Source organism: Pseudomonas xionganensis, assembly GCF_009763245.1.
GTDB lineage: Bacteria > Pseudomonadota > Gammaproteobacteria > Pseudomonadales > Pseudomonadaceae > Aquipseudomonas > Aquipseudomonas xionganensis.
Genome location: NZ_WKJZ01000001.1, coordinates 278415 through 300388 on the forward strand (window position 1 = coordinate 278415; position 21974 = coordinate 300388).

The 21974-nt window shown below is 64.1% G+C and carries 18 protein-coding genes; 15 read left to right on the plus strand and 3 right to left on the minus strand.

Going from position 1 to position 21974, the window contains the following annotated elements:
• Window positions 1-65 precede the first annotated feature (65 nt).
• The 3 genes from GJV18_RS01300 to GJV18_RS01310 are packed head-to-tail and all read right to left on the minus strand — an operon-like array spanning window position 66 to window position 3104.
• Window positions 66-1280, minus strand: a complete 1215-nt coding sequence (locus GJV18_RS01300) for an ABC transporter permease (RefSeq protein WP_160342918.1) — start codon at window positions 1278-1280, stop codon at window positions 66-68.
• On the minus strand, window positions 1267-1962 hold the full coding sequence (locus tag GJV18_RS01305) for an ABC transporter ATP-binding protein (RefSeq protein ID WP_160342919.1): 696 nt from the start codon (window positions 1960-1962) through the stop codon (window positions 1267-1269). Before GJV18_RS01305 ends, GJV18_RS01300 begins: the two co-directional genes overlap by 14 nt.
• The gene (locus GJV18_RS01310) at window positions 1959-3104 is read right to left on the minus strand and encodes an efflux RND transporter periplasmic adaptor subunit (RefSeq protein ID WP_160342920.1); all 1146 of its coding nucleotides are present in this window, start codon (window positions 3102-3104) and stop codon (window positions 1959-1961) included. Before GJV18_RS01310 ends, GJV18_RS01305 begins: the two co-directional genes overlap by 4 nt.
• Before the next feature lie 131 nt (window positions 3105-3235).
• Between GJV18_RS01310 and GJV18_RS01315 the strand changes: the two genes are divergently transcribed.
• The 15 genes from GJV18_RS01315 (at window position 3236) to GJV18_RS01385 (ending at window position 21974) form a co-directional block, all read left to right on the plus strand.
• Complete coding sequence (locus tag GJV18_RS01315; RefSeq protein ID WP_160342921.1) at window positions 3236-4141, plus strand: D-hexose-6-phosphate mutarotase; 906 nt, start codon at window positions 3236-3238, stop codon at window positions 4139-4141.
• Window positions 4142-4585: 444 nt separating this feature from the next.
• Window positions 4586-6148 (plus strand): type VI secretion system protein TssA, encoded by a 1563-nt coding sequence (tssA, locus tag GJV18_RS01320; RefSeq protein ID WP_160342922.1) that lies wholly within the window; start codon window positions 4586-4588, stop codon window positions 6146-6148.
• A gap of 84 nt (window positions 6149-6232) precedes the next feature.
• On the plus strand, window positions 6233-6739 hold the full coding sequence (gene tssB, locus GJV18_RS01325; protein WP_160342923.1) for a type VI secretion system contractile sheath small subunit: 507 nt from the start codon (window positions 6233-6235) through the stop codon (window positions 6737-6739).
• A gap of 24 nt (window positions 6740-6763) precedes the next feature.
• A complete protein-coding gene (gene tssC, locus GJV18_RS01330) occupies window positions 6764-8239 on the plus strand; it encodes a type VI secretion system contractile sheath large subunit (protein ID WP_160342924.1) in 1476 nt (491 codons plus the stop codon).
• 6 nt (window positions 8240-8245) lie between these two features.
• On the plus strand, window positions 8246-8653 hold the full coding sequence (gene tssE / locus GJV18_RS01335) for a type VI secretion system baseplate subunit TssE (protein ID WP_160342925.1): 408 nt from the start codon (window positions 8246-8248) through the stop codon (window positions 8651-8653).
• Window positions 8654-8662: 9 nt separating this feature from the next.
• Window positions 8663-9190, plus strand: coding sequence for a PAAR domain-containing protein (locus tag GJV18_RS01340; protein ID WP_160342926.1), 528 nt, complete (start codon window positions 8663-8665; stop codon window positions 9188-9190).
• The gene (locus GJV18_RS01345; protein WP_160342927.1) at window positions 9187-10077 is read left to right on the plus strand and encodes a glycine zipper family protein; all 891 of its coding nucleotides are present in this window, start codon (window positions 9187-9189) and stop codon (window positions 10075-10077) included. Before GJV18_RS01340 ends, GJV18_RS01345 begins: the two co-directional genes overlap by 4 nt.
• A gap of 2 nt (window positions 10078-10079) precedes the next feature.
• Window positions 10080-10706, plus strand: a complete 627-nt coding sequence (locus tag GJV18_RS01350; RefSeq protein WP_160342928.1) for a hypothetical protein — start codon at window positions 10080-10082, stop codon at window positions 10704-10706.
• Window positions 10706-11215, plus strand: coding sequence for a carboxypeptidase-like regulatory domain-containing protein (locus tag GJV18_RS01355; protein WP_160342929.1), 510 nt, complete (start codon window positions 10706-10708; stop codon window positions 11213-11215). The genes GJV18_RS01350 and GJV18_RS01355 overlap by 1 nt, the downstream gene beginning before the upstream one ends.
• Window positions 11215-13005: a type VI secretion system baseplate subunit TssF gene (gene tssF / locus GJV18_RS01360; protein WP_160342930.1), complete on the plus strand. Its 1791-nt coding sequence runs from the start codon at window positions 11215-11217 to the stop codon at window positions 13003-13005. The genes GJV18_RS01355 and tssF overlap by 1 nt, the downstream gene beginning before the upstream one ends.
• A complete protein-coding gene (gene tssG, locus GJV18_RS01365) occupies window positions 12969-13976 on the plus strand; it encodes a type VI secretion system baseplate subunit TssG (RefSeq protein ID WP_160342931.1) in 1008 nt (335 codons plus the stop codon). The genes tssF and tssG overlap by 37 nt, the downstream gene beginning before the upstream one ends.
• A gap of 5 nt (window positions 13977-13981) precedes the next feature.
• Window positions 13982-16588, plus strand: coding sequence for a type VI secretion system ATPase TssH (gene tssH, locus GJV18_RS01370; protein ID WP_160342932.1), 2607 nt, complete (start codon window positions 13982-13984; stop codon window positions 16586-16588).
• 10 nt (window positions 16589-16598) lie between these two features.
• The gene (locus GJV18_RS01375) at window positions 16599-18107 is read left to right on the plus strand and encodes a sigma-54-dependent Fis family transcriptional regulator (RefSeq protein WP_160345921.1); all 1509 of its coding nucleotides are present in this window, start codon (window positions 16599-16601) and stop codon (window positions 18105-18107) included.
• A 16-nt stretch (window positions 18108-18123) separates the two neighbouring features.
• Window positions 18124-20415: a type VI secretion system Vgr family protein gene (locus tag GJV18_RS01380; RefSeq protein WP_160342933.1), complete on the plus strand. Its 2292-nt coding sequence runs from the start codon at window positions 18124-18126 to the stop codon at window positions 20413-20415.
• Window positions 20412-21974 carry a hypothetical protein gene (locus tag GJV18_RS01385; RefSeq protein WP_160342934.1) on the plus strand — a complete coding sequence of 521 codons (1563 nt, stop codon included), beginning with the start codon at window positions 20412-20414 and terminating at the stop codon, window positions 21972-21974. The genes GJV18_RS01380 and GJV18_RS01385 overlap by 4 nt, the downstream gene beginning before the upstream one ends.

Sequence of the window (21974 nt, forward strand, 5' to 3'; positions counted from 1 at the left end):
CACGGCGCCCCCTACCCCGGATAACGCGCCCAACCCGTAGGGTGCGCCGTGCGTACCATGACTTCTCATGCCCGCGCTCCCGGTGGGCGCAGGGCCGCCAGGGGTTCCAGGCGCGCCGCCTGGTTGGCCGGCAGCCAGGCAAACAGCAGCGCCGCCAGCATGGCCAACAGCAGTGAACCGAGGCGCGCCCACAGCGGCGTCTGCAGCGGAATTTCCCACAGCTGGCGCCCCAGCCACAGCAGCGCCTCGCTCAGGCCCAGGCCGATCAGCCCGCCGGCCAGGGCCAGCAGCGCGGCTTCGCCGACGAACAGCAGGCGCACCTGCGCCGGCCGCGCGCCCAGGGCCTTGAGCAGGCCGATCTCGGCGGTGCGCTGGTTCACCGCGATCCAGGTCACGTTCATGATCAGGATGCCGGCCACCAGCAGGCTGATGGCGGCGATACCGGCCAGGGCCAGGCCAAGGGCGCCGAGAATGCCGTCGAAGGCAGCCAGCATGCTGTCCTGGCTGATCAGGGTGACGTCCTCCTTGCCCTCGTGGCGGGCCGTGATGGTGGCGAGGATCTGCCGCTTGCCGCTGTCCAGAAACTGCGGGCCGCGCACTTCGGCAAACACCCGGAACAGCCCTTCGCGGTTGAACAACACCTGGGCGCTGGCCACCGGAATGATCAGCATCTCGCCGAAATCCATGCCTAAGGATTCGCCGCGCTCACTGAGGATGCCCACCACCCGGAAGCGCCGGTCGCCGGCGCGCAGCCACTGGCCCAGGGCCGGTCCCGTGCCGAACAGCTCACGCCTGAGCGCCGCGCCGATCACGCAGACCGCCTCGGCCTGATCCAGCGGCAAGGGCGGCAGCGCCTGGCCCTGGCCGACACTGAGCTGGCGGATGGCGAAGAATTCATGGCTGGTGCCCAGGGTAAAGGCCTCGCGCACCCGGTTGCCGACATTCACCTCCAGCTGTCCGGCCTGCAACGGCGCCACCCGCCGCACACTGGGCAGGCGGCCGATGGCTTCGGCATCGCCCAGGGTCAGGTCGCGGGTGGCCAGACCGGTGATCGGCGGCATACCGCCGGTGGTTTCCTTGCGCCCGGGCAGCACGATCAGGGTGTTGCGCCCGAGCATGGCGAACTCGCCGATGACGAACTGCCGCGCGCCTTCGGCGAGGCCGGTAAGCAGGTTGACCGCCACCACGCCGATGGCCATGGCCAGCAGCAGCATCAGGCTGCGCGAACGGTGCCCGGCCAGGGCGCCAAGCATCAGGCCCAGGCCGTCAGCGCCGCGCATCGCCGGGGCCCTGCTGCACATCCTCGATAATGCGCCCGTCACGCATGCGCAAACAGCGGCGGGCGCGGGCGCCAAGGGCGGCATCGTGGGTCACCACCAGCAGGGTCAGACCCTCGCCATTCAGCTCCTCCAGCAGCGCCACCACCTCGGCCCCGGAGTGGCTGTCGAGGTTGCCGGTGGGCTCGTCGGCCAGCAGCAGCGCCGGCTGCATGACCATGGCGCGGGCAATGGCCACCCGCTGGCGCTGGCCACCGGACAGCTCGGCCGGGCGGTGTTTGACCCTGTCGCCCAGATTCAACCGCTCCACCAGGCGCGCACTGCGGCGCTGGCGTTCGGCCGGCTCGATGCCGGCCAGGAGCATCGGCAACTCGATATTCTCCAGGGCGGTCAGACGCGGAATCAGGTGGTAGGACTGGAATACAAAGCCGATATGCTGGCTGCGCAACTGCGCCCGGCGATTCTCGTCCAGGCTGGCCGTGGCCTCGCCCGCCAGCCAGTACTCGCCGGCATCCGGGGCGTCGAGCAGGCCGAGGATATTCAGCAGGGTCGACTTGCCGGAGCCGGACGGGCCCATCACCGCCAGGTACTCACCCTTGGCCACCTCAAGGCTCACCTCGTCCAGACCCTTGACCTGCTGATCGCCGAGGACAAAGCAGCGGCTGACGCCACGCAGGCGGATCATGGCGCGGGCGCCTGCGCAGGGCGCACCGCCACGCCGTCGCCCAGGCCGTCCTGCTCCAGGCTGGCGAGAATGCGGTCGCCTTCACTCAGGCCTGCCAGCACCTCGGTCCAGCGCCAGTTGGCCAGGCCGAGGGTCAGCTGCACCTCGCGCAGCACCCCGGCGACCGGGTCGTAGCGCAGCACCCGGCCGCCTTCCAGCAGGCTCTCGGTGGGGATGCGCAGGGTGTCGGCGCGCTGCTGCAGGAGAATCTCCACATCGGCGCTGTAGCCGGTCAGCAGCGCCACCTCAGTCGGCGTCGGCTCGAAGCGCACCTCCACATCGGCGGTACGCGCCTGGCGCTCCAGGTCGCGGACAAAGGGGGCAATACGCCGCACCTGACCGGCAAAGTGCTGGCCGCGAAAGGCATCCAGACTGATGCGCACCGGCATGCCGGGCTGTACCCGGGCGGCGTCCACCTCATCGATGGGCGCCTCGACATACAGGCAGCTGTCGTCGATCAGATCCACCGCCGGCGGGGTCGGAATGCCCGGCGGCGAGGGGGTGACGAACTCGCCGACTTCGCCATTGATCTCGGCCACTATGCCGGCGAAGGGCGCGCGCAGGGTGGCCTGGTCCAGCAGGGCGCGCTGCAAGGCCAGGTTGGCCTCGGCCTCACGCATGGCCGTGGCGCTGGCGCTGCAGGCCAGCCGGGCCAGACGGGCACGGGTGGCACTCTGGTCGACCCGATCCTCGGCCACCAGCTGGCGCGCCTGCAGGCTGGCCAGGCGCTGATGATCGCGCTGCTCCAGATCAGCCTGCAGGCAACGCTGCTCACGCTGATTGGCCAGGCCCTGGAGGCGCGCCTGCACCTCCTCGACCCGAGCCTGCAATTCATCCTGGCGCAGACGCATCAGCACCTCGCCGGCCGCCACCCGCTGCCCCTCTTCAACCAGGCGCTGCTCCACCCGCCCGCCCTGGTTGAACGACAGATGAGTACGCCGGCAGGCCTTGAGGGTCCCGGCGCGGGTATTGGCCACCAGGCTTTCCACCGCCCCGCGCTCGACAGCGAGCAGAGCCACTTCGAGCGGCTGCGGCCGATTCCACCACCAGAAGGCAGCGCCCAGGCTCAGCAACAGGGGTAATGCGATCCAGCCTTTGTTCATCCCGCCCTCCTCGATTCGCTTTCAGCCTAGGTCAGCGGGGCCCACGCAACAATGCGCCAGGTCATTACACCTGGCCTTTGCCGGGGTGGCGGTTCACACTTTATTGATACGACCGGATAAGGAACACAGCCATGCAACAGCCCCAGGTAGAGCGGCTGGAACTCGATCAACTGACCTGCTGGCGGGTACGCACCGCCAGGGCCGAGCTGCTGCTGGCGCAGCAGGGCGCGCAGATTCTCAGCTACCAGCGCGATGGCGAGCAGCCGCTGATCTGGCTCAGCCCCCAGGCCGCCTACCAGCGCGGTCAGGGTGTGCGCGGCGGGGTGCCGATCTGCTGGCCCTGGTTCGGCGACCTGCGGCGCAACCCGCTCGCGGTGCAGCAGCAGTACCAGGGCGACAGTCCAGCGCCCTTCCATGGCCTGGTGCGGGATCTGGACTGGCAGCTGCTGGGCATCGACAGCCAGGACGGCGCGGTCAGCCTGACGTTCGCCTTCGACACGCGCACCCAGCCGCTACCCGGCTGGCCCCATGCCGCGGAACTGCGTCTGAGCATCCGCCTGGATCAACAGCTGAGCCTGGCGCTCGACAGCCACAACCTGGGCCGTGACTCCCTGGCCATCAGCCAGGCGCTGCACAGCTACTTCGCCGTCAGCGATATCCGCCAGGTCCGGATCGCGGGCCTCGACGGCTGCCCCTATATCGACACCCTGCAGGACTGGCAACGCCTGCAACAGCAGGGCGAACTGACCTTTGCCGGTGAAACCGACCGCATCTACCTGGACACTCCGGCCCGGCTCGACATCCTCGACCCGGCCTGGCAGCGACGCATCCGCCTGCACAGCAGCGGCACGCGCTCGGCAGTGCTCTGGAACCCCTGGATCGACAAGAGCCAGCGCCTGAGCCAATTCGCCAGTGACGCCTGGCAAGGCATGCTCTGTATCGAGCACGCCAACGTGCTGGACGACATACGACTGCTGGCGCCGGGCGAGCAGCATCGCCTGGAGCTGAGCCTGAGCAGCGAGACGCTCAAGGCCTGAGCGGCCAGCGGACTTATCGCCAGGCCCTGACATATATCGGGCCACCTGACACAGGAGCGCGTCACACTAAAGTGCCATCACCGCACAATTAATGTGACGCGCCACTAAATTGCCAGTAAGTTATTTCCTACAACTACAAAACTTGATTACCTACATATCTCCCGCCCCATATTACTTGTGCTCCAGTTCGCAAAAACAAATCAGAACAATCGTCCCAAACATTATTAGATCAATATGTATCCCTGATACATATTTCACACTTTCAGCGGTTGCCCACCCTCCCTCATGCCGCTAGGATGCCCACCTCACAAGGGATATGCGCAATTTGTTGCACATTCAAGTGCGCAAAAAGTTGCGCACTTGAATGTTACAGGACGGGCGCCACGGATAAATAAGCGGCCCCAAGCTCGCCAATTTATTTGCGCCAATAATCAGAGTCATGGAATGACCTATTCAAGCAAACTCACTGCCCATTATTTGCAGCTGGCCAAACTTCCTATTAATGAAGGGAACTTTGCCGGCAGTGATGTGCGTTATTCCAGCGAATATGAAGTGCTGGAAAACGAGCTGAGCAAAGCCACTGCCCTGCACGAAACCGGCGGTATCGACTGGCAGAAGGTTCGCGAACACAGCGAGACCCTCCTCAGCGCCCATTCCAAGGATCTGCGCGTCGCCGCCTGGCTGATCTGGGGCCTGTACCAGCGCGAATCCTTCCCCGGTCTGCAGGCCGGTTTCAGCCTGTTGCACTACCTGTGCCTGAATCACTGGGCCGAGCTGCACCCCCGCAAACCCCGTACCCGCGCCGCCGCCATCAGCTGGCTGATCCCGCGCCTGGAGCAGGCCCTGGCCGAGCATGTGCCGATTGGCGAGCAACTGGCCCTGTTCCGCAGCCTGGCCGAGCAATTGCGCGCCCTGGAAGGCTGCCTGGCCGAGCACCTGGGCGAAGACGCACCGCTGCTGCTGCCGCTGTGCCGGCGCCTGGATGAACTGGTCAAGCGCGCCAGCCAGGGCCAGCCGGAACCCGGCTCCGTCAGTGCGGCCATTGCCCAGGTCAAGCAGGCCGCCAGCCAGATCCTCACCCCCGGCGCGCCCATCGACAACGAGAAGGACGCGCACAAGAGCCTACGCAGCCTGCAGGATCAGTCGCGACCGCTGTGCGCCTACTGGCTCAAGCAGAAGGCCAGCGACCTGCGCGCCCTGCGCCTGGCCCGCACCCTGCTGTGGCTGCCCATCGACAGCCTGCCGGAGCGCAACGCCGAACAGATCACCGCCCTGCGCGGGCTGCCGGCGGACAAGCTGGCCAGCTACCAGGAGCGCTACCTCAACGGCCAATACGCCGACCTGCTGGTGGATCTGGAAGCCAGCATCGCCCGCGCCCCCTTCTGGCTCGACGGCCAGCATCTGGTCTGGCAGTGCCTGCAGGAGCTGGACGCCGAGCAAGCCATGCGCGAAGTGGAAATCCAGCTGGCGCTGTTTATGCAGCGCATGAGCGGCCTGGAAGAGCTGCGCTTCCACGACGGCAGCCCCTTCGCCGATGCCCAGACCCGCGCCTGGCTCAGCTCCCATGTGCTGCCCCATCTGCAGACCCCGGAAACCGAGAAGAAGCCCGCAGCCAGCGAGCAGGGCGCCACCCCGCCCTGGGAAGAGGCGCTGCAGCAGGTGCTGCCCAAGCTACGCAAGGACGGCCTGAAATCCGCCGTGCAGCAACTCAAGCTCGGCCTGGCCAAGGCGCGCGGCGGCCGCGAACGCTTCTTCTGGCAACTGACCCTGGCGCGGCTGTGCTACAGCGCGAAGAAGTACGAACTGGCCAAGACCCAACTGGAATCGCTGGATCAGACGCTGCAGGCCACCGGCCTAGGCGACTGGGAACCCGATCTCGCCCTCGACGTGCTGCGCATGCTGCACAGCTGCTGCGAACTGCTGCCGCAAAACCATGCGGTGCGTGAACACAAGGATGAGATCTACCGCAGGTTGTGCCACCTCGATCTTGAGGTGGTGCTGGACTAGGCGCGCTCAGGCCAGATGACGCCTCGTCGCCTGCCCTGAACACGCCCCAAGGCCCCCGGGCCATCAACGCAAAGGAGAACAACCATGGCCAAAGAAGGCTCGGTAGCCCCCAAGGAACGCATCAACGTCACCTTCAAACCCGCCACCGGCGGTGCCCAGGAAGAGATCGAACTGCCCCTGAAACTCATGGTGCTCGGCGATTTCACCCAGCGCGCCGACGAGCGCAAGATCGAAGACCGCAAGCCCATCAGCATCGACAAGAACAGCTTCGATGAAGTGCTGGCCAAGCAGGAGCTGAGCCTGACCTTCGGCGTGCCCAATCGTCTGCAGGACGAGCCGAGCGATGACGAGCTGGCCGTGGAGCTGAAGATCAATTCCATGAAGGACTTCAACCCGGCCAACCTGGTCGAGCAGGTCCCGGAGCTGAAGAAGCTGATGGAACTGCGCGACGCCCTGGTCGCCCTCAAAGGCCCGCTGGGCAACGCCCCGGCCTTCCGCAAGGCGATCGAAAGCGTGCTCTCCGACGACGACTCGCGTGACCGCGTGCTCGGCGAACTGGGCCTGGCCGCGCACACCCAGCTGAACTCCTGAACCCATTAACAAGGAAGCTAATTCATGAGCACCAGTGCAGCAGTTGAAAGCAGCCACAGCGCCGCCGACCTCGGCATCCTCGACCGCATCATCGCCGAAACCAAGCTGACCCCGGACGACGAAGCCTATGACATCGCCAAGCGCGGCGTGTCGGCCTTTATCGAAGAGCTGCTCAAGCCGCAGAACGACGGCGAGCCGGTGAAGAAGGCCATGGTCGACCGCATGATCGCGGAGATCGACGCCAAGCTCAGCCGGCAGATGGACGAGATCCTCCACAACCCCGAGTTCCAGGCCCTGGAATCCTCCTGGCGCGGCCTCAAGCTGCTGGTCGATCGCACCAACTTCCGCGAGAACATCAAGCTGGAGATCCTCAACGCCTCCAAGCAGGATCTGCTTGACGACTTCGAAGACAGCCCGGAAATCAACCAGTCCGGCCTGTACAAGCACATCTACACCGCCGAGTACGGCCAGTTCGGTGGCCAGCCGGTCGGCGCCCTGATCGCCAACTACTTCTTCGACCCCAGCGCCCCGGACATCAAGACCCTGCAGTACGTCTCCAGTGTCGCCAGCATGTCCCACGCGCCCTTTATCGCCGCCGCCGGGCCGAAGTTCTTCGGCCTGGAAAGCTTTACCGGCCTGCCGGACCTGAAGGACCTGAAGGATCACTTCGAAGGCCCGCAGTTCGCCAAATGGCAGAGCTTCCGCGAGCAGGAAGACGCCCGCTACGTCGGCCTGACCGTGCCGCGCTTCCTGCTGCGCAACCCCTACGACCCGGAAGACAACCCGGTGAAGAGCTTCGTCTACAAGGAAAACGTCGCCGGCAGCCACGAGCACTACCTGTGGGGCAACACCGCCTACACCTTCGCCAGCCGCCTGACCGACAGCTTCGCCAAGTTCCGCTGGTGCCCGAATATCATCGGCCCGCAGAGCGGTGGCGCGGTGGAAGACCTGCCGCTGCACCACTTCGAAAGCATGGGCGAGATCGAGACCAAGATCCCCACCGAAGTGCTGGTCTCCGACCGTCGTGAATACGAGCTGGCCGAAGAAGGCTTTATCGCCCTGACCATGCGCAAGGGCAGCGACAACGCCGCGTTCTTCTCCGCCAATTCGGCGCAGAAGCCCAAGTTCTTCGGCATCAGCGAAGAAGGCAAGACCGCCGAACTGAACTACAAGCTCGGCACCCAGCTGCCCTACATGTTCATCATCAACCGCCTGGCCCACTACCTGAAAGTGCTGCAGCGCGAGCAGATCGGCGCCTGGAAAGAGCGCACCGACCTCGAACTGGAACTCAACAAGTGGATCCGCCAGTTCGTCGCCGACCAGGAAAACCCCAGCTCCGAAGTCCGTAGCCGTCGCCCGCTGCGCGCCGCCCAGGTGATCGTCAGCGACGTGGAAGGTGAGCCGGGCTGGTACCGCGTCAGCCTCAACGTGCGCCCGCACTTCAAGTACATGGGTGCCGATTTCACCCTGTCCTTGGTCGGCAAGCTGGACAAGGAGTAAGCAGCCGTGGCCGGGTACGGAAGCCTGTTCGAACGCCTCGGCGGCGAAGCCAAGCAGCGTGCTGGCTGGGACCGCGAGGTCGCCGTGATGGCGTCGGTGGCAACCCACCTGGCCAAGATGCTCAGCACCCGGGCGGGCAGCGTGCAAACGCTGCCCGACTACGGGTTGCCCGATTTGAACGATATGCGCCTGTCGCTGCACGACTCGCTGCAACAGGCGCGTATCGCCATCGAACGCTTTATCGAAGCGTACGAACCCCGTTTGCACCAGGTGCGGGTGATTTCCCTGCCCCGCGACCACGACCCACTCAGCCTGGCCTTCGCCATCGAAGGCCTGCTGGAAGTGGACGGCAGCAAACGCCAAGTCAGTTTCTCCGCGCGCCTGGATGGCAGCGGACAGGTCAAGGTCAATTAAGGAGCGCCCATGTCCGGTAAACCCGCCGCCCGCCTCAGCGATCCCACCGCCTGCCCGATTCCCGGCCACGGCACCAACCCGATCGCCGCCGGCTCCCCCGACGTGCTCTTCGACAGCCTGCCGGCCGCCCGCATGGGCGACCCCTCCGCCTGCGGCGGCGCCATGGCCAGCGCGGTGATTCCCACCGTACTGATCAATGGCAAGCCGGCGGCGGTACTCGGCTCGGTGGGCAGCCATGGCAATGTGGTGGTGGCAGGGTCTGGGACTGTTTTGATTGGCACTAGTGGGGGTGGGGCGGCGTTTTCTGGGATATCACCGTTAGCAATAACGGGGGCCTTTGACGAGCAGTTCCGTGTTCTCAGTGACTCTGGAGAACCTCTGGCGAGCGTTCCCTATCATATTCGTGATGCGGAAGGACGTATTTACAAAGGGTTCACTGACGAGTCCGGAAAAACGCCTCGCATCTTCACCGCTGGTAAACAAGAGCTCCAAGTTTCAGTGGGTGTGCATGCGTTGGAATTGTGGGGGCAGGCATGAGCCAGTTCCAGTGCACAGCGGAAACGAGCCAACAAGCTGGTTCGTTGCAGGACTTGCCAGGATATCTGATGCCGGCACGTGCATTTTTCTTCGTGATCGTCGAAGAGCCTGGAAGAGATGGCTTTCTCGTGCGAAAGATCTACGCGTCGAGCAAAAGCCCCTATCTATCAAACATGCAGCTTTCTCCTCTGCAAATGCTTTCGGAAACCCATCCCGAACGTTACGGGCTAATACCTAAAAGCCCTGGCTCCTCCGTAAGCGTTGCAGAGCATGTGATGGGCAAGAACCAGTCGTCGTTCATTTCGACCAGCTCTATCTTTCCGGAAGGTTCTCCCCGTTTTGAGGGACGCAGCATTTTCATCGATGTGCAGAAGATCCAGCAGGCTGGGGCTCGCCTGGTAACCACGGACGAGATTCTGCGAGACCTGGCGCAGTACAAGGCACAGCATCCCCATCTGGCGAAACGTATCGACCAGATAGCGTCCTATGTTCGCGACATTGACAAAGAAGTATTGATCGAAGGGAAAAGAGTTCCGGCTAGCGCCGTGTTCACCCCCAACTCATTGAGCGCCACACAGGGGCTCGTGCGGACGGCCCGTGTTGTACAGGTTCTGGGAATCGCTTTGACAGCCTATGACCTTACAACTGCCACTCAGGAGTCCATTCGGGTTGGGAGTGCCAAGCCAATCAGCGCCGAGCTGGTACGCCAGGCCGGTGGTTGGGGCGCTGCATGGGCGGGCTTCAAGGTTGGAGGTTTAGCGGGAGCGGCATTGGGCGTGGAAACAGGCCCAGGGTTGATCGCTACTGGTTTGGTAGGCGGCATTATCTTCGGTGCCGCGGGCTACTTTGGCGCCGATTGGGTCGCTGACCATATCTACGAGAACTGAGCATGAATTTCTTCGCATTCCTTCGTAGAAAGACTTCGGCCGAGCAAATTCGGAATCAAGGAGTCAATGCCGAGCTGAAGCCACTGCTGCCTCTCTACCCTCCTCGCGAAGTCTTCATTCCGGAGGAGGCTATGCGTCATTACCCGAGAGTTACCTCCCTGGCAGCCAATGGTTTGGGTGCCTATCTACTGAATGCGCATGTGATCGCCGAGGTGGTTTCACGGATGGAGCAGCGGATTGCAGAGCTTGGTTTCCTAGAGCGCGCTCAGAGCGGTCGTTTCCAGACCTATCGTCGAGGTCAGGAAGCAGTATCCCTGCAAACCGAGTCCATCGGCGAAGGAACCACGCTTCTGCTGGTGAGCAACAGCACTGATCTGCTACAGGCGTTGCCCGATTTGTCTCCTCCTGCGCCATGGCAGGTCTTCCCCAATATCGATGCAGGTGGACTGGTCAGTCTGCAAGGCAGCCTCGATTACTGGTGGCAGCACTACTGGTGGCCTTACTGGCAGTCTCTGACTCAGGAGCAGCGCAACGAGTGGTTGCAAGACCCCGCCCACCCAGAAGCTTGGCGTGAATACGTGCAATTGCAGGAAGCCTTTGCCGTCAACGACACGGAGTCCCCTGCCTGATGTCTTTTCATCATCCCTGCCAGTCCGAGTTTTCTCCTCAAGGGAAGGTGGGCATTTCTCTCATGCTCGCCGCTTTCTCGGCTCTGGGTGCCTGCGTCCCTTATCCACACTCGGTGACCCGAAACCCTGCCATCGAGGGCCGCGTACTGTCTGCCGAAACGGGGCAGCCCGTAGTGGGCGCCAAAATTGAGCTGGATATCGGCAGCGACGAATTCTGGGGCGATGAAACGGTCAGCGACGCCGAAGGCCGTTTTGCCTTTGCCGAGCAACGCGACTATCGCCTGATTGTCCTGCAGGCCGATGCGCCACGCTGCTGGACCAGGCTTTCGGTCAGCGCCCCCGGTTATCGCACGCGCCGTTGTGGCTGGATCAGCATGCATGGGTGCTCGTCAGAGCCGATGGTGCTGCCGCATCTGACCCTGCAGCCGGAGCATCTCGCCAACCTCGAAGAAGAGGCGCCAGATGACCTCTGGCATTGCATCGAATCGGCCATGGAGAAGGCCAACTAATGTCTTTTAACCACTACTACCAGAGCGAGCTCACCGCCCTGCGCCAACTCGGCAAGCGTTTTGCCGAGCGCAATCCGGCGCTGGCGCCGTTTCTCGGCCAGGCCGGGCGTGACCCGGATGTCGAGCGCCTGCTGGAGGGTTTTGCCTTTCTCACCGGGCGGGTGCGGCAGAAGCTCGATGACGAGCTGCCGGAGCTGACTCACTCGCTGATGCACCTGCTGTGGCCCAACTATATGCGCCCGCTGCCGGCCTTCAGCATGCTCCAGTTCGATCCGCTCAAGCGCCCCGGCGGCGCCTTGCCGGTGCCGCGGCATACGCCGGTGGAGGCCAGGGCGATCCAGGGTGTGACCTGCCGTTTCCGCACCGCCTTCGCCACCGAGGTGCTGCCCCTGGCGTTGCAGCACCTGGAGTATTCGGTCAAGGGCGACGGCGCAGTGCTGAGCCTGCGCCTGGGCATGAGCGCCGATGGGCATATCGGTGATATCCAGCTCAAGCGCCTGCGCCTGCACCTGGCGGGCGAGCGTTATATCAGCCAGATGCTCTACCTCAGCCTGCTGCGTCACCTCGGCGGCATCCAGCTGGTGCTGCTCGATGGTGCCGGCAAACCTTTGCAGGATGCCTACGCGCAACCCCTCGCGACCCTGCAGCTGGCCGCCAGCCAGGTACAGCCGGTGGGTTTCGGCGAAGATGAAGCGCTGATCCCCTATCCGCTCAATACCTTCCGCGGCTATCGCCACCTGCAGGAATACTTCGCCTTCCAGGACAAGTTCCTGTTTGTCGATCTCAACGGCCTGGACGTGCTGGCCCGCCAGCCCGAAGAGCTGCTCAAGCAGGCGCGCGGCATCGAGCTGCGTTTCGATATCCACAAGGCCGGCGTGCAGCGCATCCGTCCGACCCTGGACAATGTGCGCCTGTACTGCACCCCGGTGGTCAACCTGTTCGAGCACGACGCCATCCCGATCCGCCTGGACGGCAAACAGGATCAGTACCTGCTGCTGCCGGCCGAACTCGACTCGCAGCACTGCGGGGTGTTCTCGGTGGATCGGGTCACCGGCTGGAAACCCGGTGGCAAGGGTTACGAGGAGTACGTGCCGTTCGAGTCCTTCGAGCACGACCCCAGCTTCGACGTGCCCCATGCCCGTCCGCACTACAGCGTGCGCCAGCAACCCTCGCTGCTCGGCGACGGCCTGGAGACCTACCTGAGCTTCGGCCTGCGCAACCTCGACCAGCACGAGACGCTGTCCATCGAGCTGACCTGCACCAACCAGAACCTGCCGCGCCAGCTCGGCCTGGGCGATATCTGCCTGCCCAGCGAGGACACCCCGGAGTTTCTCACCTTCCGCAATATCAGCGCGGTCACGCCCAGCTATGCACCGCCGCTGCACCGCGATTTTCTGTGGAAGCTGATCAGCAATATGTCGCTGAACTACCTGTCGCTGGCCAATGTCGAGGCGCTCAAGGTGATTCTGGAAACCTACGACCTGCCGCGCTACTACGACCAGCACGCGGAGAAGGTCAGCCGCAACATGCTCGCCGGCATGCACAGCATCGCCCACCAGCATGTCGATCGCCTGCACCGTGGCCTGCCGATACGCGGGGTGCGCACCCTGCTGACGATGAACCCGCAACACTACCTGGGCGAGGGCGACATGTTCCTCTTTGCCTCGGTACTCAATGAATTCTTTGCCCTGTACGCCAGCCTCAACTCGTACCACGAGCTGCGCGTACAGAGCACCCAGGGAGAGGTGTACCAATGGACGCCACGCATGGGGCAACAGCCCCTGCTCTGAACAGGTTCAGCGCCGGCATCCGCGAGTACAGCCTGTTTCAGGGTGTGCAACTGGTGCTGGAACGGCTGCGCGAAGCCGACCCGCTGCTGGACGACGAGGCGCTGTATCAGCGCCTGGAGTTCCAGGCCAACCCGAGCCTGGGCTTTCCCGGCAGCGATATCGATCAGGTGCAGTTCTTCGAGGAACAGGGCGAGCTGCGCGCGCGCCTGCGCATCAACCTGGTCAGTCTGTTCGGCGGCGGCTCACCGTTGCCGGCCTTCTATGGCGAACAGGCCCTGGGCGACAGCATCGACGGCAACCCCACGCGGGACTTTCTCGACCTGTTCAACAACCGCCTGCAACGCCTGCTGCTGCCCACCTGGCAGAAATACCGCTATCACGCGCGCTTCAAGAGTGGCGCCACGGATCGCTTCTCCGCCCAGCTGTTCGCCCTGATCGGCCTGGACGGCGAGAGCATCCGCAGCGCCCCGGAACTGAACTGGAAGCGCCTGCTGCCCTACCTTGGCCTGCTCAGCCTGCGCGCCCACTCGGCGGCGCTGATCGAATCGGTGCTGCGCTACTACTTCAAGCACGCCGACCTGCATATCGAGCAGTGCCTGGAGCGCCAGGTGGAGATCCTCGGTGAGCAGCGCAACCGCCTCGGCCTGGGCAACAGCCGCCTCGGCGAAGACCTGGTGCTGGGTGAATGGGTACGGGATCGCGGCGGCAAGTTCCGCATCCATATCCGCCAGCTGAACTGGGCGCGCTTTCACGAATTCCTGCCCATTGGCAGCGGCTATCAACCCCTGTGCGCGCTGGTGCGTTTCACCCTGCGCGACCCCCTCGATTACGACATCCGCCTGGAACTGCGTCAGGACGAAATCCGCGACCTACGACTGGGCGAAGGCAACCCCTGCCTGCTGGGCTGGACCACCTGGCTCGGCCGCGACAACGCCGACGGCCTGGTCACCCTCGGCAGCAAGGCTCATTAAGGAAGATGGATATGATCAACGTCGACTTACAGCAACTGGTGCAAGCCCTGGATGCCCCCAGCAAACAGGATCTGGAAAGCGCCGCCGAGCGCTGCGTGATCCGTGGCGGCAGCAAGATCCTGGTCGAGGACCTGCTGCTGGGCCTGCTGCAACGCCCGCAAAGCCTGCTGGCGCGCGCCCTGCAGGACGCCGAACTGGACGCCGGTGAACTGGCCCAGGCCCTGCAGCCGCGTGGCGAGCACAGCGAGTCGCGCAACCCGGTATTCAGCGCCGAACTGGTGCAGTGGCTGCAGGACGCCCTGCTGGTGGCCAACCTCGAACTGAGCGCCAGCCAGATCGACCAGGCCGCGCTGATCCTCGCCCTGCTGCGCAACCCCATGCGCTACGCCGGCAGCCGTTACCAGGCGCTTCTGAGCACGCTCAATGCCGAGCGCCTGCGCGACTTCGCCCTCAGCCAGCAGCCGCAGGCCGCGGGCGGCAAAGCGGCGGCGCCGGGCGAGTCGAACCTGGCGCGCTTTACCCACAACTTCACCCAGCAGGCCCGCGACGGCAAGCTCGACCCGGTGCTGTGCCGCGACGGCGCAATCCGCCAGATGGTCGATATCCTCGCTCGCCGGCGCAAGAACAACCCCATAGTCGTCGGCGAGGCCGGCGTGGGCAAGACCGCCATCGTCGAGGGCCTGGCCCTGCGCATCGCCACCGGCGAGGTGCCGCAGGTGCTCAAGGGCGTCGAGCTGCTGTGCCTGGACCTCGGCCTGCTGCAGGCCGGCGCCAGCGTCAAGGGCGAGTTCGAGCGCCGCCTGCAGGGCGTGATCGACGAGGTCAAGGCCTCGCCCAAGCCGATCATCCTGTTTATCGACGAGGCCCACACCCTGATCGGCGCCGGTGGCCAGGCCGGCAGCGGCGATGCCGCCAACCTGCTCAAGCCGGCCCTGGCTCGCGGCGAGCTGCGTACCATCGCCGCCACCACCTGGAGCGAATACAAGAAGTACTTCGAGAAGGATCCGGCCCTGGCCCGCCGCTTCCAGCCGGTGCAGCTGCACGAGCCGAGCGTCGACGAGGCGGTGACCATCCTGCGCGGCCTGGCCCCGGTGTACGAAAAGAGCCACGGCATCTACCTGCGCGACGACGCGGTGGTCGCCGCCGCCGAGCTGTCGGCGCGCTACCTGGCCGGCCGTCAGCTGCCGGACAAGGCGGTGGACGTGCTCGACACCGCCTGCGCCCGCGTGCGCATCAGCCTGGCCGCCGCCCCCGAGGCGCTGGAGCGCCTGCGCGGCGAGATCGCCGAGGGCGAGCGCCAGGGCGAGGCCATGCGCCGCGACCTGGACGCCGGTCTTGCCATCGACGGCGAAGCCCTGGATGCCCTGGAAACCCGCCTGGTCGCCGCCCGCGCCGAGCTGGAGCAGCTGGAAACCCGTTGGGCGGTGCAGCGTGAGCTGGCCGAGCGCCTGCTGGAGCAGCGCAAGCAGTGCGCCGCGGCGCGTCTTGCTGGCGAGGAAGAGAAAACCGACGAGCCACGTGCGAGCCTGGAAGAGCTGGAAGCCGAACTGCGCGCCCTCCAGGCCGAACTGGCCGCCGCCCAGGCTGGCGAGCGCCTGGTCAGCTTCGAGGTCTGCCCGCGCCTGGTGGCCGAGGTGATCAGCCACTGGACCGGGGTGCCGCTGAGCCAGCTGGCGCGCGAGCACAACCGCAAGGTGATCACCTTCGCCGACGACCTGCGCCTGCGCGTGCGCGGCCAGGAGCAGGCGATCCAGGCGCTGGACAAGGCCATGCGCGCCACCGCTGCCGGCCTCAACCGGCCCGATGCGCCGGTGGGCGTGTTCCTCCTGGTCGGCCCCAGCGGCGTGGGCAAGACCGAGACCGCCCTGGCCCTGGCCGACCTGCTGTATGGCGGTGAGCGCTTCCTCACCGTGATCAACATGTCCGAGTTCCAGGAAAAACACACCGTCTCGCGTCTGATCGGCGCGCCGCCCGGCTACGTCGGCTACGGCGAAGGCGGCATGCTCACCGAAGCCGTACGGCAGAAGCCCTACTCGGTGATCCTGCTGGATGAGGTGGAGAAGGCCGACCCGGACGTGATGAACGTCTTCTACCAGATCTTCGACAAGGGCGTGGCCAACGACGGCGAAGGGCGCGAGATCAACTTCCGCAACACCCTGATCCTGATGACCAGCAACCTGGCCAGCGAGCGCATCGCCAGCCTCTGTGCCGGCGGCGAGCGCCCGGCTGCCGAGGACCTGGAACTGGCCATCCGCCCGCAGCTCACCCAGCACTTCAAGCCGGCCCTGCTCGGCCGCATGCGCGTGGTGCCCTACTACCCCATGGACAGCGACCTGCTGCGCCAACTGGTCGGCCTCAAGCTGGCCCGTTTCGGCGAGCGCCTGGCTCGTCGCCAGCTCGCCTTCAGCCACTGCGACGGCCTGGTCGAGCACCTGGCCGAGCGCTGCACCCATGGCGACAGCGGCGCGCGTCTGATCGACCACCTGATCGACCAGCACTTGCAGCCGCTGGTGGTCGACCGCCTGCTCGACGCCATGGCGAGCGGTGAAACCGTGCAGCAGGTACGCGCCACCCTGAACGGCGAAGGAGCGGTGGTCTGTGAGTTCACTTAACCAGTCGCTGATGTTCAGCCAGATTCCCCAGCCGCTGCGCTATGCCGAGGCGCTGCTGCAGCGCTTCGCCCAACTGGCGCGCCAAGCCAACAGCGAGACGCTGCTCGGCGGCTTGGTGGAAGCCGCCGCCCAGCTGGCCAACTGCGAGCTGAGCCAGCTGTACCTGCTCGACGCCACCCACACCCGACTGACCCTAAGCGCTGAATGGCAGGACGGCCAACTGCAACCCCGTGCCGAGGCCAGCCTGCCCAGCGACTATGACGGCGAGCAGCTGCTGCAGTATTGCCTGTGCCAGAACCAGCAACTCAGCCTCAACGAACTGGACAGCAGCCTGCACAGCGTCGGCTTCCTCCCGGAAAGCGGCCAGCCCTGGCGCAGCCTGTTGTGCCAACCCCTGCTGGACGAGCACAAACAGGTCAACGGCCTGCTCCTTATCGCCAGCCATAAACCCCGCGAGCTGCAGGGCTTCGCCGACTCCCTGGGCCAACTGGGCGGCTTCGCCATCGCCCAGCTGCACCTGCTGCAGCGCCTGCGCGCACCGCAGAGCGAGGTCGCAGCGCCGCCCACGCCCGCCTGCGCCAGCAATTACGGCCTGATCGGCGACAGCCCGGCGATGCGCAGCGTGTACCAGCTGATCGGCAAGGTGCTGCATAACGCGGTCAGCGTCCTGCTGACCGGCGAAACCGGCACCGGCAAGGAGCTGGTGGCCCGCGCCATCCATGATTGTGGCTCCCGGCGCAGCAAAGCCTTTGTGGTGCAGAACTGCGCCTCGCTGCCGGAAAACCTGCTGGAGAGTGAGCTGTTCGGCTACCGCAAGGGCGCCTTCAGCGGCGCTGACCGCGACCACCAGGGCCTGTTCGATGCGGCCAATGGCGGCACCCTGTTTCTCGATGAAATCGGCGATATGCCGCTAAGCCTGCAGGCCAAACTGCTGCGCGTACTGCAGGAAGGAGAAGTGCGCCCCCTGGGTTCGACCCGCACACACAAGGTCGATGTACGCATCGTTTCGGCCACGCACCACAACCTGCGCAGCCTGGTCGAGGAAGGACGCTTTCGCGAAGACCTGTTCTATCGCCTGTCGCACTTCCCCATCGAGCTGCCGCCCCTGCGCGCCCGCGGCGAGGACATCCTGCGCCTGGCGCGGCACTTCGCCGTCGAGGCCGCCTGCTTCCTGCAGCGCGATGCCTATCGCTGGTCAGAGGCGGCGCTGGATTACCTGGCGGGCTACGCCTATCCCGGCAATGTGCGCGAACTCAAGGGCCTGATCGCGCGCGCCGTGCTGCTATGCGAGGGCGGTGAGCTGCTGCCCGAGCACTTCGACCTGCAGCACACGCAACAACCCGACAGCAGCGGCATGAACCTGCGCGAACGCCTGGAGCGGGTCGAGCGCAGCCTGCTGCTCGACTGCCTGCGCAAGAACCGCGGCAACCAGACCAGTGCCGCCAGCGAGCTGGGCCTGCCCCGGCGCACCCTGCTGTACCGCATGCAGCGGCTGAATATCAGCCCGGCTGACGTGTAAGGCTTAAGGAGAGAGCATGTTCCATAACGCCAACCAGACCCATTTCAGCCTGAGCATCGAAGGCGTCAGCCACGATCTGCAGGTGCTCGAATTCAGCGGCCATGAAGCCATCAGCCAGCCGTTTGTATTCGAGCTGGAACTGATCAGCGAGCGCCCGGATCTCGATCTGGAAAGCCTGCTGCATCGCCCGGCCTTCCTCGCCCTTAGCCCCAATGGCACAGGCATTCACGGCCTGATCTACCGCATCGCCCAAGGTGACTCCGGGCAGCGCCTGACTCGCTACCACGTGACCCTGCGCCCGCAGTTGGCCTACCTGGCGCACCGCATCAACCAGCGCATCTTCCAGCACCTGAGCGTGGAAAAGATCATCAGCCAGGTGCTCGAAGAGCACGGCATCCAGAGCGATGCCTACACATTCCAGTTCGGACCCACGGTCTACCCGCAGCGCGAGTACTGCGTGCAGTACGACGAGAGCGACCTGCACTTTATTCAGCGCCTGTGCGAGGAAGAAGGCATCCACTACCACTTCCAGCACAGCCCTGACGGGCATGTGCTGGTGTTTGGCGATGACCAGAGCGTCTTCCCCAAGCTCCCGGCAACCGCCTACCAGCAGGACAGCGGCCTGGTCGCCACCGACCCGGTGGTCAAACGCTTCGGCCTGCGCCTGGAAACCCGCAGCAACCGGGTCACCCGCCGCGACTACGACTTCGAAAAGCCGCGCCTGCTGATGGAAGCCGCCTTCGCCAGCGAGTTCAGCCCGGACCTGGAAGACTATGACTACCCCGGCCGCTTCGTCGAACGCGAGCGCGGCAAGCACCTGGCCAAACGCAACCTGGAACGCCATCGCAGCGACTATGAACTGGCCCGTGGCGACAGCGACCAGCCCCTGCTGCGCAGCGGCCACTACCTGGACCTGTGCGAACACAGCCGCGAAGACTTCAACCAGCTCTGGCTGCTGACCGCAGTCAGCCATGAAGGCAAACAGCCCCAGGTGCTGGAAGAGTCCATCACCAGCCATACCCAGGCCAAGGACGGTTTCCAGCAGGGCTATCGCAACCACTTCACCGCCACCCCCTGGGATGTGCCGCACCGCCCGGCGCTGCGCCACCCCAAAGCCAAGATCCTCGGCAGCCAGACCGCCGTGGTCACCGGCCCGATAAACGAGGAAATCCACTGCGACCCGTACGGCCGGGTCAAGGTGCAGTTTCACTGGGATCGCGAGGGACAGGGCGACGACAGCAGCAGTTGCTGGCTGCGCGTAGCCTCCAGCTGGGCCGGCGATGGCTACGGCGGCATCGCCATTCCGCGTGTCGGCATGGAAGTGCTGGTCACCTTCCTCGAAGGCGACCCCGATCAGCCCCTGATCACCGGCTGCCTGTACCACGCCGCCCATGTGGTGCCTTACGAGCTGCCGGCCAACAAGACCCGCAGCCTATTCAAGACCCTCAGCAGCCTTGGCGGCGGTGGCTACAACGAACTGCGCATCGAAGATAAGAAGGGCGAAGAGCAGATCTACCTGCACGCCGAGCGCGACTGGGACGAGAACATCGAACACGACCAGAAAATCCGTATCGGCAACCAGCGCCACGACACGGTCGAGGCCAATAGCTACAGCGAATTCCAGGCCGAAGAACACCGCACCACCCACGCCGACCGCAAGGTGGAAACCCGCAGCAACGACCACTTGAGCGTGGCCAACACCCAGCACGTAAAAGTCGGCGTCGGCCAGTTCATCGAAGCCGGCAATGAAATCCACTACTACGCCGGCAACAAAGTGGTGATCGACGCCGGCATGGAACTCACCGCCACAGGCGGCGGCAGCTTCCTCAAACTCGATCCGGGCGGCGTCACCCTGAGCGGCGCGACGATCAAGATCAACTCCGGTGGTGCGCCGGGCAAGGGCAGCGGGATAAGCATTCTGCCGCCGGTCATTCCGTGGGCGGCGGATCAGGATAAGGCGGGCAATCTACTCGACAGGGCTAACGCCAACCCCACCTGGTTGGAATTGAACCTGCACTACAGAAATCTGGAACCTGTACCTGGGGCCGCCTATCGCGTCGAGTTTACAGACGGATCCGTCTGCGAGGGTGTATTGGACGCTGATGGCTTCGCTCGCCTAGAAGATGTACCGCCTGGGCCGGCCAAGGTGTGGTACGGCGAAGACCCTCGCCCGTTCGTACGCAAGCCCATCAAGGCAGTCGAGGTTACTGAAGAAAGTATCGAAAACGACTTGCGCAAACTTGGACTTGACCCTAACCAAGTGGACTTGCAGGCGCTGGTTGAGCAAGCAGCAGGGAGGCTGGCATGAGTACAAAAGATCAAGACAGCAATCAGGCGGCCTATAACGAAGCACTCACCGAACTGGCTACAGGTATTGCTCTCGGTGCCGTACCTTTTCTCGGTCAAGCGATTGATGCCTATGACACAGTTGAGTCATCCATTCGGCTCTATAACGAAAAGACCGATCCAGGCAAAGAAGACGCACAGTTTGACTTACTCATGGCCATTATTGGCTGGATTCCCGGGCCGGGTGACGGCCTGAAAAAAAGCCTGCGTATTGTCAATCGAGACCCTCAGCGCTTTGCGCCTGTACTGTTTGACCTACTGCGCTTCGTTCTTCAGGAGTGCGGTGTCAAGACCAGCCCTGAAGAGCTGCTTTCACAGGTATTCAACGCTGGAGCGCTACGTGCAGAGTTGGATGAAATTATTGCTGGGGTAAAGGGATCATCAGCCTTCCAGAGCCTTCCGATCTGGTTGCAGTCATCCGTATTAACGGTGCTGGCCAGCTCACGCGACAACATGCCAATGCTGATCGGCATCGTAGAGAAGCGCCTGAATAAGTGGAAACGCATGCAGCGTAATAGCGCGGCGGCGGCGAGTGGGAGAGGTACCAGCCAAGGACAAAAACCGGCCGCCAAAGATGCTCAAGTGGCCGCAGAAGGCAAAGACGGTGCGAGCCAGACACACTCCAACAAAATAGATAACTCCAGCCTCGGCACCCAAACATTATCCAGCCTGACCAACGAAGGTTTAGGCGTCAGCGGCGAACATATCGCCGACTACATCTGCGCCGAGGAGTTTGGCTGGGGCAAAGACTGGGATGGTCACGACAAGGGAGCCGAAGGCCAGTGGCTGGAAGGCAAGCCCAGCGCCAGCAAAATGGGCAAGCTTTCTAAAGGCGGCAGCCCTAAATCGCCCCACGTGCTTTACAAACTAACCGATGGTGCCAACGGCACCGGTATCGATGCTGTTTGGCGCGCCGATCCGGCAACGAACGGTGGGAAGAAGTTCGCCATTGTCGAAGCAAAGGCGAGCAAGGATGAGGATGCACCAAAGTTCCTGCGCAAGCTTAACAATACGCGCAAACCAGGTATCACCTCCAAGTTAGGAGTTTCAGGCCTGACTGACCCAAGTGAATTGCTGGAGCCCATTGCACAAGACAACCCGGACTCCGCTCCAAGCAAGCGCCCAGGCAGGCGGAGCAGTGAGAAATCATCCGGGAAAAGCGCGAACAACGCTCCAAACAAGCGCTCCGCTGATACAGCTGAATCAAGCCCCAAGGCAGTCCAAGTACAGATGAGCAAGGAGTGGGTCGCTGCCTGCCTGAGAAAACAAGTAGGTGCTCACCTGTATCGCGAAGTGATCCTCTCTTACAGCAGGCACCTGTTCTTCGCTCCGCTATACCACCCGTCTGGCAGCCCAAAAAAACATGCTCAAGTGCGACTCGCTGGCGGGACGGACGCCGATCATGGCGAGCATTCCGCTTTCCACTACAGCGAGCAGGAAGTCAAGAAAGCGGTGAACAAACGTAAGAGTTCACTCAGCAGAAAGTACGGCAGCATGCCGTCCCTGAAGATCGAAGCCTGA

Bases quoted from the DNA above. Each gene is read 5' to 3' on its own strand.
- tssF (WP_160342930.1), top strand. From the start codon at position 11,215: ATGTCTTTTAACCACTACTACCAGAGCGAGCTCACCGCCCTGCGCCAA.
- GJV18_RS01380 (WP_160342933.1), top strand. From the start codon at position 18,124: ATGTTCCATAACGCCAACCAGACCCATTTCAGCCTGAGCATCGAAGGC.
- tssC (WP_160342924.1), top strand. From the start codon at position 6,764: ATGAGCACCAGTGCAGCAGTTGAAAGCAGCCACAGCGCCGCCGACCTC.
- GJV18_RS01315 (WP_160342921.1), top strand. From the start codon at position 3,236: ATGCAACAGCCCCAGGTAGAGCGGCTGGAACTCGATCAACTGACCTGC.
- GJV18_RS01350 (WP_160342928.1), top strand. From the start codon at position 10,080: ATGAATTTCTTCGCATTCCTTCGTAGAAAGACTTCGGCCGAGCAAATT.
- GJV18_RS01375 (WP_160345921.1), top strand. From the start codon at position 16,599: ATGTTCAGCCAGATTCCCCAGCCGCTGCGCTATGCCGAGGCGCTGCTG.
- GJV18_RS01310 (WP_160342920.1), bottom strand. From the start codon at position 3,104: ATGAACAAAGGCTGGATCGCATTACCCCTGTTGCTGAGCCTGGGCGCT.
- tssH (WP_160342932.1), top strand. From the start codon at position 13,982: ATGGATATGATCAACGTCGACTTACAGCAACTGGTGCAAGCCCTGGAT.
- GJV18_RS01305 (WP_160342919.1), bottom strand. From the start codon at position 1,962: ATGATCCGCCTGCGTGGCGTCAGCCGCTGCTTTGTCCTCGGCGATCAG.
- GJV18_RS01300 (WP_160342918.1), bottom strand. From the start codon at position 1,280: ATGCGCGGCGCTGACGGCCTGGGCCTGATGCTTGGCGCCCTGGCCGGG.
- GJV18_RS01345 (WP_160342927.1), top strand. From the start codon at position 9,187: ATGAGCCAGTTCCAGTGCACAGCGGAAACGAGCCAACAAGCTGGTTCG.
- GJV18_RS01340 (WP_160342926.1), top strand. From the start codon at position 8,663: ATGTCCGGTAAACCCGCCGCCCGCCTCAGCGATCCCACCGCCTGCCCG.
- GJV18_RS01385 (WP_160342934.1), top strand. From the start codon at position 20,412: ATGAGTACAAAAGATCAAGACAGCAATCAGGCGGCCTATAACGAAGCA.
- tssG (WP_160342931.1), top strand. From the start codon at position 12,969: ATGGACGCCACGCATGGGGCAACAGCCCCTGCTCTGAACAGGTTCAGC.
- tssA (WP_160342922.1), top strand. From the start codon at position 4,586: ATGACCTATTCAAGCAAACTCACTGCCCATTATTTGCAGCTGGCCAAA.
- tssB (WP_160342923.1), top strand. From the start codon at position 6,233: ATGGCCAAAGAAGGCTCGGTAGCCCCCAAGGAACGCATCAACGTCACC.
- GJV18_RS01355 (WP_160342929.1), top strand. From the start codon at position 10,706: ATGTCTTTTCATCATCCCTGCCAGTCCGAGTTTTCTCCTCAAGGGAAG.